The sequence below is a fragment of the Priestia sp. P5_B4 genome (assembly GCF_056400385.1).
Window position 1 is genome coordinate 1 of record NZ_JBFULJ010001231.1, and the last position, 867, is coordinate 867.

Here is an 867-nt window from a genome sequence, read left to right on the forward strand (position 1 = left end):
CAGAGTTAGACGAGAAAAATCAAAAAATTAAAATTGGACTTTACGGTTTGCTGTTATTTGTTACGCTTATTTCACTTGCTATCGCTATTGTTTTATCCAATTCCATTGTGAATACGATTAAAGAAGTTACGCAAACGATCAAACGAATTACGGCTTTAAAAGGCGAGTTAAAAGGAAGAATTAAAGTTCGATCTAATGATGAAATTAAAGATTTAGGGATAGCCACGAACGCGTTGTTAGAAAATATTGAAGAGCGAAACTGGCTGCAAACGAACATTGCTCATGCTGTAACGATGTACCAAGGCATAGCATCTGTAGACAAGCTTGCGGAAAAATTTCTCTTTACGGTTTCAGAAATGACAGGAGCTTCTTTCGGAGCATTTTATGTTCGAGAGGAAAATGATAAAGGAGATCTATTCGTCAAACAAGCTGCTTTTGCAGATAGAAAAGGCGACGCGGGAAGAGAGAGCTTTTTGATAGGCGAAGGGCTCATTGGACAAGCTGCTTTAGAAAAAAGAACTCTTGTCATAAACGATGTACCTGACACGTACCAGCTCATTGCTTCAGGATTAGGAGACGTAAAACCTAAGAGTATTTTTATTGTACCCGTCTTGTTTGAAGATGAAGTAATTGCAGTTATCGAGCTGGCATCGCTGCACGAATTTACAGTTTTAGAGCAAGAACTTATTAGTCAAGTGATTGAAACGTTTGGTCTCACTATCAATGGTGTAATCAGACGTATGGAAATTGCCCGTCTATTAAAAGAATCTCAGGCGATGACAGAAGAGCTCCAGGCTCAGTCTGAAGAACTTCAAACACAGTCAGAAGAACTGCAAATGCAGTCTGAAGAGCTGCGTATGATTAATG

Annotated in this window: 1 protein-coding gene; it reads left to right on the forward strand. The window is 39.0% G+C overall.

The genetic code is table 11. The features are described 5' to 3' along the window. Positions 1–867, forward strand: an 867-nt coding sequence (locus AC1DRF_RS30135; RefSeq protein ID WP_477742591.1) for a GAF domain-containing protein, incomplete at both ends; no start/stop codon positions are given.